Consider the following 3651-nt stretch of genomic DNA (forward strand, 5'->3'; position numbering starts at 1 on the left):
GCACAAGCCAAGCAAGAAATCGAAGCGCGCGAAGTCGCCCTCGTCCCGTTGAACAATCTGGTCGCGGAAGACCTGGGCCAAGGCGAAAAAATCGTCAACGAGTGGCTGCTGGACCTCAGCGGCAATCAGATCGACCTCGCCACTGTCAAGGCCTGGGCCGGCGCGGTGCCGGTGGTCGGCAACATCGTCGCCTTGTTCGATGCCCTGGGCGACATCATTCACCTGACCAAAACCGGCTCCAGTGACCCACTGGACTGGGTCAGCCTGGGCATCAACCTGATCGGTGTGGTCCCCGTCCCGCCCACCATGGCCGCCGCGCGGATGACCCTGCGGCCGGTGCTGTTCCTGGCACGGCAGCAACTGAAGAAAAACAAAGGCGACTTTGCCCAAGCCGTGATCAGCCTCATGGTCGGCCACCTCGGCGCCACGTTGATGGGCGAAATCGAAACCTTTGTCGAGCAGGCCGAAACCGAACTGCCCGGCATCCTCAACAACGCCGCCAACACCGGCTTCCAGGCCCTCAACAGCCTGGCGGATGCCATCGAGCGCATCGCCAGGGGCGAGATCGACACCACCCAGCAGCGCAAGGCGATCGTCAACAGCGCCCAGGCGATCTATGCCCCCATCGAAGAACCTTCCCTTTGGGGCCTGCTGGACAGGGCCGGCGCGGTCATCAGCACCGCAGCCGGGGCGCTTCAGTACGGCGCGACCGAGGGCTACAAAGCGGCAGCGAGCAACACGGGCCTGGTTGTAAAGCTCGTTCAGCCACACATCAATGTGCTCAAGGGGCTGGCCCGGTTGATCCGGCAAATGCTCACCGCCCTGGCCAACCCGGCCACGCAAAACAGCATTGCCTGGCTGCTCGCCCAGCTCAACGCCGGCCTGCGCAAGCGCAAACCCGCGCGCCGGCTCTCGGTCAACACCCCGGCGCACGGCTCGGGCGTGGCCAGGCAAAAAGGCACCGGAAGCACCGTGGAAGCCACCCACAACGAAGCCCGGCCCAAGAATGACCCACGCTGTAACCTCAACGGCACCTGCCCCGGCACCAGCAAGAGCATCAGCTTTGCGCGGGGCACCGAAACCCTGGTGCATGTCGACTTCAACCTGCCCGGCGTATTTCCCATCGCCTGGCACCGCACTTACCGCTCCAGCCTGGATGCCTACGATGACAGTGAATGCGGGGCGCGCTGGACCACGCCGTTCTCGATGCGTTTCGATGTCGTCGACGAGGGCGTGCTGTACCACGCCGACGATGGCCGCACGCACAGCTACGCCCTGCCCAAGCAGGGCAAGCCGCTGTACGACCCGGTGGAAAAAACCCTGCTTATCCGGGTCGATGAAAACCGCCTGGCCCTGGCCCGCGGTCATCAGCGCCATGAACACTACCTGCGCGTGGGGGATCGCTACCGCCTGGTCGGTATCATCGAACGTGGCGGTGCGCGTATTGCGCTGCATTACGAGCATCAACACGCCGGCAAGGCCGTGCTCTCCGACCTGATCACCTATCAGGATGAAAACCAGCACCGCCATGTGCAGACCCAGCTCGATGAGCACGGCCGCATCCGGGCACTCTGGCTGATGCAGGATGGCCGGCAGCAACGGCAGCTGGCCGGTTACGACCACGACGAGCACGGCGACCTGCGCGCGGCACGCGATGAACACGGGGCACAGTGGACCTATCAGTATCAGCACCACCTGGTTACCCGCTACACCGACCGCACACAACGGGCCATCAACCTTGAATGGCTGGGCGAAGGCCCGGATGCCAAAGCCGTGCGTGAATGGGCAGACGACGGCAGCTTCGACACCCGCCTGAAGTGGAACAGGCATATTCGCCTCACCACCGTCACCGATGCGCTTGGCCAGGAAACCCGCCACTACTACGATTACCTCGGCTACACCTACCGCATCATCTACCCCGACGGCAACGAAGAGTGGCTGTTCCGCGATGATGGCAAGAACGTCATCCAGCATGTGCACACCGACGGCAGTGTCGACCGCTACATCTACGACGAGCGCGGCAACCTGCTGCAGCACACCCGCCCCGACGGCTCCTTGGTGCAGCATGCCTATGACGACCTCGACCAGCGCTTCAAGACGCGCGATGCCGAGGGCGGGTTGTGGAAGTACGACCATGACCTGCGCGGCAACATCATCGAAACCCTCGACCCCCTGGAGAACAAGACCCAGTACACCTACAACAGCGACAACCTGCCCACCGCCATCATCGACGCCAACGGTGGCGAGAAAAAGCTCGGCTACACCCGCGATGGCCAGCTGGCCAGCTACACCGACTGCTCGGGCAAGACCACCCTGTGGAAGTACGACGCACTCGGCCAGCTGAGCAAAGCCATCAACGCGGCGGGTGAAACCACCCAGTATCACTACCAGGCCGGCCAACTGACCCGCCTGGTGTATCCCGACAACACTGAAGACCGTTTCGAGCACGACGCCGAAGGCCGCCTGCTCAGCTACACCGACGCCCTGCACCGGCGCACCGCCTGGGCCTACAACGAAGCCGGCCTGATTCACCGACGCCACAACCCGGACGACAGCACCCTCACCTATCGCTGGGACAAGCTCGGCCAGCTGGTGAGCCTGCGCAACGAGAACAACAGCGAAGCCAGCTTCAAGTACGACCCGGCGGGCCGGCTGATCAAGGAGACCGGCTTCGACAAGCAGGCCACCGACTACCTCTACGATCACAGCAGCAATCAGCCCACCCGCCGCCTCGATGGCGACCGCATCACCCACTTCGTATACGACGCCATGGGCCGCTTGGTGGAAACCCGGGCGGGCGCGCGCGGCGGCAAAGAGTGGGAAACCGAAACCTTCGCCTACGACGGCAATGGCAACCTGCTGATCGCCGAGAACCAGGACTGCAAGCTGCAATGGTTCTACGACCTGGCGGGCAACAACACCCGCGAGCATCAGCACTTCAAGTACATGAAGCAACCGAAGGTCGCGGTGTTCCAGCATGAATACGACGCCCTCAACCTGCGCGTGGCGACCACCCGGCCGGACGGCCATCGAATCAGCTGGCTGACGTATGGCAGCGGTCACCTGCTCAGCCTCAAGCTAGACGACCGCGAACTGCTCAGCTATCAGCGCGACGACCTGCACCGCGAAATCGCCCGGGAGCAAGGCAACGGGTTGATCCAGCGCCAGTCCTGGACGCCGAATGGCCAGGTGCAACAACAGACCCTGGCCCGGCGCGGCGCCACCAGACGGATTGCGCTGCGCGACTACGCCTACGACACCAGCGGCCAGCTCACCCACATCAATGACCTGCTGCGTGGCGATACCTTCTACCGCTACGACCCGGTCGGCCGCCTGCTCGAAGCGGGCGACTACTACAAGAAAGAGCTGTTTGCCTTCGACCCGGCCAGCAACCTGCTGGATCCACAGGCACCGCCCGGCCCCAACCGGCACTCACCGCAACGGCTGAGCGACAACGTACTGCGCAGCTATTACGGCACGCAGTACCGCTATGACGAGCGCGGCAACCTGCTGGAGCGCACCACGGACGGCAAGCAAGGCCATTTCACCTGGGACCTCCACAACCGCTTGCGCCGTTACGAAGATGACCGCCTGACCGTCAGCTTTGCCTACGACGCGCTGGGTCGTCGCCTGTACAAGAAATCCCACGCC

The 3651-nt window shown here is 63.7% G+C and carries 1 protein-coding gene; it reads left to right on the forward strand.

All coding sequences use genetic code 11. The features are described 5' to 3' along the window. Positions 1-3651: DUF6531 domain-containing protein (locus tag WF331_RS29005; protein ID WP_340623556.1), on the forward strand; the 3651-nt coding region annotated here is incomplete at both ends.

This window comes from Pseudomonas sp. YNh, assembly GCF_037993085.1.
GTDB lineage: Bacteria > Pseudomonadota > Gammaproteobacteria > Pseudomonadales > Pseudomonadaceae > Aquipseudomonas > Aquipseudomonas putida.